This window comes from Parabacteroides distasonis, assembly GCF_004793765.1.
GTDB lineage: Bacteria > Bacteroidota > Bacteroidia > Bacteroidales > Tannerellaceae > Parabacteroides > Parabacteroides distasonis_A.
Genome location: NZ_SRYM01000091.1, coordinates 1 through 6,564, shown reverse-complemented (window position 1 = coordinate 6,564; position 6,564 = coordinate 1). Strand labels below are relative to the sequence as shown.

Below are 6,564 nucleotides of genomic sequence, written 5' to 3'. Positions count from 1 at the left end.
ACACTCTGATGTTGAAACTTTATGCAAAAATATAACGATTAAATAATATACAATGAAACATTACAACTTCGATGAGGTCATCGAACGGCATGGGACGAGTTGCGTGAAATTCGACCGCTTGAAAGAGATGTTCGGTGACGAGAATCTAGTACCACTCTGGGTGGCGGATATGGACTTCCGTACGCCGGACTTTATCGTAGATGCCCTGAAAAAACGTTGCGAGCACGAGGTCTTCGGTTATACATTCGGCTCCGACGAGTATTACGAGAGCATCATCAATTGGGTGCGCTACAAACATAACTGGAAAATACGGCGGGAATGGATCAGCTATATCCCAGGAATCGTAAAGGGAATCGCCTTCGCCATCCAATGCTTTACGCAAAAAGGGGATAAGGTCATCATCCAGCCCCCTGTTTATCATCCGTTCCGCATCGTTCCGGAAAAAATGAGGCGTGAGGTCGTTTATAATCCGCTAAAGATGGTAGACGGCATCTACGAGATGGATTTCGATCATCTTGAATCTATCATAGACGACAAATGCAAGGTGCTGATCCTCTGCAACCCCCACAATCCGGGTGGGATCGTCTGGAAAAAGGAAACCTTAGTCCGATTGGCCGAGATTTGCGCCGAGCACAATATTTTGGTTATCTCCGATGAGATTCATGCGGAAATGGCCTATCCCCAGTACACGCATTACCCGTTCGCCTCCGTATCGGATACCGCCGCATCTTGCAGCGTAACTTTCATGGCCCCCAGCAAGACGTTCAATATCGCCGGTATCGTGACTTCCTACGCAATCGTACCCAATGATCGCGTCCGGGAAAAATTTTATTCCTTTCTTGAAGCCGGAGAGTTTGGCGATGGCACGATCTTCGCTTATACGGCCACGACCGCCGCTTACACCTACGGCGCCGAATGGTTGCAACAAATGCGAATGTATATCATGGAAAACGTGCGTTTCGTGGAAGAGTTCATGAAACAGCATCTTCCCAAGATAAAAGTCTACCAACCCCAGGCTTCCTTCCTCGTTTGGTTGGATTGCAGGGAACTGAAATTAAGTCAAGAAGAACTCGTACGCCTGTTCAAAGACAAAGCCGGACTAGCGTTGAACGACGGAAGTATCTTCGGCCCCGGAGGAGAAGGCCACATGCGTTTGAACATCGGCTGCCCCCGCTCTGTTTTAGATAAAGCGATGAACGCACTTAAAAAGGCGGTGGATAAGAAATAAAATCGTATCTTCGCGAGCATTTCTATACATACTATTTAAAATACAAGACAAATGAGAATTACAGCAAACAAATACGTTGCGGTTACATACGACCTGAACGTTGGCGAAGGTGAAGAACGTGAGTTAATGGAAAAAGCGACGGTCGAGGCTCCTTTGAAATTCATCTACGGAACAGGCATGATGCTTCCGGCATTCGAGAAAGCCTTGAACGGGCTGGAAGTAGGCGGCACGTTCAACTTCTCCATCGAGCCAGCCGAGGCTTATGGCGAATATAACGAGGAGCACGTATTGGATCTTCCGAAGAATATCTTCGAGGTAGATGGTAAATTCGACGCCGAGATGATCAAGGAAGGTAATACGGTCCCGATGATGGATTCCAACGGCAACCGTATGAACGGCTCCGTATTGGAAGTGAAGGATGATATCGTGGTAATGGACTTCAACCATCCGTTGGCTGGCGAGACCTTGCATTTCAGCGGCGAGGTAATCGACGTACACGAACCGACAGCGGAAGAGATCGCTGCCTTCTCCGCTCCCGCCGGAGGATGCGGTTGCGGTTGCGACGATTGCGGTAGCGATTGCGGCGACAACCACGAGGGTGGTTGCGGTTGTGGTGGATGCCACTAAATAAAGGGAAATTGAGAATTGAAAATTGAGAATTAGGAGAAACGCCTAATCATCGGCTTTTGGTTCTCAATTTTCAATTTTCAATTTTCAACTAGACAAAGCGGTGAATACTTTTGGTAATATTTATAGATTAACATCGTTCGGCGAATCGCACGGCCCCGGTATCGGCGGCGTGATCGACGGATGCCCGGCCGGAATCGAATTAGATACGGCATTCATCCAGCAAGAGCTGAACCGTCGTAAACCGGGACAATCCCGTATCACGACCCCCCGTAAAGAGGATGATGAGGTACAGTTTCTTTCCGGTATCTACGAGGGAAAGACAACCGGTACGCCAATAGGTTTCATCATCTGGAACAAAAACCAACATTCCTCGGACTATGACAATATGAAGGCGGTTTACCGTCCTTCCCATGCTGATTATACCTATCAAACGAAATATGGAATCCGTGATCCCCGTGGAGGTGGACGCTCGTCCGCCCGGGAAACGATCGCTCGTTGCGTGGCTGGGGCTATCGCTAAACTCGCCCTTAAGCAATACGGCATACAGATCCAGGCTTATACCTCGCAGGTCGGCCCGATCCAATTAGCGGGCAGTTACCAAGATTATGATTTAAGCTTGACGGAGAAGAGCGATGCACGTTGCCCGGACCCGAAGACCGCCTCAGAGATGGAAACCTTGATCGCCGAGGTCAAATCGAAAGGAGATACGATCGGCGGTGTTATTACCTGTGTGGCGAAAGGGGTTCCCGTCGGATTGGGAGAGCCTGTGTTCGGCAAGTTGCATGCCGCGTTGGGGCATGCGATGCTTACGATCAACGCCGTGAAGGGCTTCGAGTATGGAGACGGGTTCAATGCCGCCTTATTCCGAGGATCGGAAAGGAACGATCGCTTCTTCAATGATAATGGGCATATCAATACGCATACCAATAATTCCGGCGGTATCCAAGGAGGAATCTCCAACGGACAAGATATTTATTTCCGGGTAGCCTTTAAATCGGTCGCTACGATCCTGCAGGAACAAGAAACGGTTAATATGGAGGGAGAAGATACGATATTAAAGGCACGCGGACGTCATGATCCATGCGTATTGCCTCGTGCGGTACCTATAGTCGAGTCTATGACCGCCATGACTTTATTGGATTATTTATTGATCCAAAAGACACGGGAGAACTTCTAAGACGAACTTATGGCTTGGATTCTGTTAATTATAGCTGGATTATTCGAGATCGGCTGGCCGCTGGGATTTAAATTAGCAAGTATGCATTCCAAATATTTTATTTGGTTTATAGGTTTATCAATCTTATCCATGGGTTTAAGCGGGTATTTCCTATATCTCGCCCAAAAAAGCATCCCGATCGGTACGGCTTATGTAATCTGGACCGGGATCGGGGCTATAGGGACTGTTCTTCTTGGAATCTTGTTTTTCCATGATTCCGCGAATATATTCAGGTTATTATTCTTATCCTTGATATTGATAGGGATCGTCGGGTTGAAATTAGTCCATTAATCCGGGTAAAAACACCTATACTGCCGTGGGGCTACGCCAGCATAGGCGTGAGCTTGCGGCAGTATAGGTATAGGGCTACACCTATACCTATACTGCCGTTAACCGACGCAACTACTCATGATGATAAGGCTCGTTATTCAAGATCGTCATCGCCCGGTAAATCTGCTCGATAAAGATCAATCGGATCATCTGGTGGGAAAAAGTCATCTTGCTCAACGAGATCTTTTCCGACGCAGCCTTATACACGGCCTCACTAAAACCGTAAGGACCGCCTACCACAAATACCAAGCGTTTCGGGACCGTATGCATTTTCTTTTCCAGGTAAGCAGAAAATTGCATGGAGGTAAACTCCTTCCCTTTCTCATCCAGCAACACCAAATAATCACCAGGCTGCAAGGTCTTTAAAATCAATTCGCCCTCCTTCTCCTTTTGCTGCGCCTCAGAGAGGTTCTTCACGTTCTTTATATCCGGTATGACTTCCATTTCAAAAGGTATATAATGCGTCAAGCGATTTTTATACTCATTGATAGCCTCCACAAAATAACTGGCATCCGTCTTACCAATCACAATCAATCCAATCTTCATCTACTTACATTTACAGGTTTAGAAAGGCTAAGTTACAAGAAAAATACATACCTTTGCCAGTAATTACTCAATAAAATAAAGAAAGCTTATGAAACGACTTTTACTTACATTCGCCTTGATATTCGCGTTCATATGTGCGCAGGCGGCGGATATTGCCAGTATATCAAATGCTTTCAAGGCAGGAAATGCCTCCTCTCTATCCGGAGCTATGGATAAGGAGGTGGATGTAGCCTTGCCCAGTTCCTCTAAGAAATGTAACGGAAGTGAGGCCGTCTCTATGTTGTCCTCATTTTTCAGTTCGAATAAGCCTTCCGGATTCTCGGTCGTACATCATGCGGATAAAAAGGAAAGTGGTTTCCTTGTCGGAAAACTTCCGACGTCTTCCGGTGAGTACCGTGTAAACATCACGTACCGCACCGAAGGAAATACAGCGATCATACAATCAATCAGAATAGAATAAAAGATGGACAAACTTATTGACGACTTAATCAAATTAGCGTTTGCCGAGGATATTGGCGATGGCGATCATACGACCTTATGTTGCATCCCCAAGACCGCGATGGGGAAAAGCCAGCTGATCATTAAGGAAGATGGCGTATTGGCCGGCGTAGAAATGGCGAAACGTATTTTCCACGACTTCGATCCGGAACTGAAAATGACGGTCTTTATACAAGACGGAGCCGAAGTGAAAAAAGGGGATATAGCGTTCGTAGTGGAAGGTAAGATCCAATCCTTATTGCAGACCGAACGGTTGATGCTGAATGTTATGCAACGCATGAGCGGCATCGCTACCACGACCCGTAAATACGCCAAGGCGTTGGAAGGTACCAAGACACACGTTTTGGATACTCGCAAGACAACTCCCGGTATGCGTATGATCGAGAAAGAGGCCGTACGTATCGGCGGCGGCATGAACCATCGCATCGGTTTGTTCGATATGATCTTATTGAAAGATAATCACGTGGATTTCGCCGGAGGCATCGAGCAAGCGATCACACGTGCGCAAAACTATCTGAAAGAAAAAGGTAAGAACCTAAAGATCGAGATCGAGGTTCGTAACTTCGACGAGTTGGAGGAAGCCATGAAAGTAGGCGGTATCGATCGTATCATGTTGGATAACTTTAATATCGAGAATACGAAAGAGGCGGTTCGCCGCATTAACGGACGTTTCGAGGTAGAGTCTTCCGGTGGTATTACGTTCGACACATTGCGTGATTATGCGGAATGCGGCGTAGACTTCATCTCCGTAGGAGCCTTGACTCACTCCGTGAAGAGCTTGGATATGAGCTTCAAGGCTTGCTGATAGAGCCTCTACTTTTCCATAATCAATAGATGCCCCCGCAAGGATGAGAATCCTTAAAGGGGCATTTTTACAGCCCCGCCAAACCTCGTAAAGCCTCCCGCAACATGCTACAGGAACAGCCCGATAAACAAACAGGAAACAACTCCCTAAGCAAGCCGACATCACGTCCCTAAGTAGAGCTACATCAGCTTAGTAAGTAGAGGGGTGGTCTGCTTACTAAGCTGATGCCGCTCTGCTTATTAAGTAGTTTTCCGCCCGTCTACCTAGATGTTTTTTCTTCCTTCCCGCTCTTGATACCCTCTCGCTTTCCTTTTGACAAATTGTAAACTAAACTGCCGGAGAATCTTTTTTTCGGGCCAAGGTGCGGTATGTATCCAAATCTACGTTAAAATATATTTAATGTATTATCCGTTAAGACGATACAAAAAATCATTCCAGCGAAAAAATCGCCTCGAAAAGACGATTATCAGACTTATCCGGGCGATTCCATAAGGTTACGACTGGGAAGTAACAGGCTTATGATGCCCATCCGTATGGGTTTACAACCCTATTCCAGTCGGATTACAATGCCGATCGGCACGGAAACAGGTAGCCGAAACCGCCGTTTTGCGTCCCAAAATCGCTTGTCTCATGCAAAAACGACTGGTTTAGCACCTCAAATGGCCGCTATCTCGCGATCCATCCGCAAAGAACTTGTCACGAAAGAGGCTGTAATCCGATCATAAAGTCAGCGAAAAGCCTGTTTGCCGAACGTTCCAAAGGAGTCCCGGACATTCATATAGCGTATATCTTCGCATGAAATATATCGTCCACAAAAGGGTTTCTATCCGAATAATCCTTATCTTTGCGTTGTTCCCACGCCGATCGAACAGGCGGGAACAGACATATATTGAAAAGGCGTTTATTAGCGTCTTGTCTTCTACATCTCAAACTTCGCAACTTTGAAACAAGAGGAGACAGGGCAGCGGTAGATGTCTGCGTAGGGTGTATCGTATCCTTTCGTGGGTTCTCAAAGACACACGGAAGCTTGTTACATACATATCGGCATGGGCTTCAACGTTGCTTATCCTCTTGTGAAGGCAATGCGAAGGCCTGAGGTGTGGGATAAGTGACAGACGAATCCCGCGCTTTTTTTGTATATGCTGGTTTATACGAACTATTATTAACTTTTAAATATAAATCAGATGAATACAAGAAAGATCCTTATGCTGTGCGCATGGCTTCTCGCCATCGGCCTCACGCAAGCGCAAACACCGCAACTCATCAGCTACCAAGCCGTAGCGAGAGACTTGACGGGCAAAGTATTGTCCG

Annotated in this window: 7 protein-coding genes; 6 read left to right on the top strand and 1 reads right to left on the bottom strand. The window is 46.7% G+C overall.

Features of this window, described 5'->3' with window-relative positions; all coding sequences use genetic code 11:
- The first annotated feature begins 52 nt into the window (after positions 1 to 52).
- The 4 genes from E5342_RS18360 to E5342_RS18345 all read left to right on the top strand — a co-directional run bounded on the left by E5342_RS18360 (position 53) and on the right by E5342_RS18345 (position 3,365).
- Positions 53 to 1,228, top strand: a complete 1,176-nt coding sequence (locus E5342_RS18360; protein WP_135960021.1) for a MalY/PatB family protein — start codon at positions 53 to 55, stop codon at positions 1,226 to 1,228.
- A gap of 51 nt (positions 1,229 to 1,279) precedes the next feature.
- Positions 1,280 to 1,855: an FKBP-type peptidyl-prolyl cis-trans isomerase gene (locus E5342_RS18355; protein WP_121735901.1), complete on the top strand. Its 576-nt coding sequence runs from the start codon at positions 1,280 to 1,282 to the stop codon at positions 1,853 to 1,855.
- Positions 1,856 to 1,958: 103 nt separating this feature from the next.
- The gene (gene aroC / locus E5342_RS18350; protein WP_121735902.1) at positions 1,959 to 3,035 is read left to right on the top strand and encodes a chorismate synthase; all 1,077 of its coding nucleotides are present in this window, start codon (positions 1,959 to 1,961) and stop codon (positions 3,033 to 3,035) included.
- A 9-nt stretch (positions 3,036 to 3,044) separates the two neighbouring features.
- Positions 3,045 to 3,365 (top strand): DMT family transporter, encoded by a 321-nt coding sequence (locus E5342_RS18345; RefSeq protein ID WP_005854432.1) that lies wholly within the window; start codon positions 3,045 to 3,047, stop codon positions 3,363 to 3,365.
- Positions 3,366 to 3,476: 111 nt separating this feature from the next.
- Here the strand turns inward: E5342_RS18345 and rlmH are convergent, their stop codons facing one another.
- Positions 3,477 to 3,950 carry a 23S rRNA (pseudouridine(1915)-N(3))-methyltransferase RlmH gene (rlmH, locus tag E5342_RS18340; RefSeq protein WP_121735903.1) on the bottom strand — a complete coding sequence of 158 codons (474 nt, stop codon included), beginning with the start codon at positions 3,948 to 3,950 and terminating at the stop codon, positions 3,477 to 3,479.
- An 88-nt stretch (positions 3,951 to 4,038) separates the two neighbouring features.
- Here rlmH and E5342_RS18335 point away from each other — a divergent pair, with 88 nt between their 5' ends.
- Together E5342_RS18335 and nadC are read left to right on the top strand one after the other, a co-directional pair.
- The gene (locus E5342_RS18335; RefSeq protein WP_121735904.1) at positions 4,039 to 4,410 is read left to right on the top strand and encodes a DUF4783 domain-containing protein; all 372 of its coding nucleotides are present in this window, start codon (positions 4,039 to 4,041) and stop codon (positions 4,408 to 4,410) included.
- 3 nt (positions 4,411 to 4,413) lie between these two features.
- Positions 4,414 to 5,253, top strand: coding sequence for a carboxylating nicotinate-nucleotide diphosphorylase (gene nadC / locus E5342_RS18330; RefSeq protein WP_135960020.1), 840 nt, complete (start codon positions 4,414 to 4,416; stop codon positions 5,251 to 5,253).
- Positions 5,254 to 6,564: the final 1,311 nt, after the last annotated feature.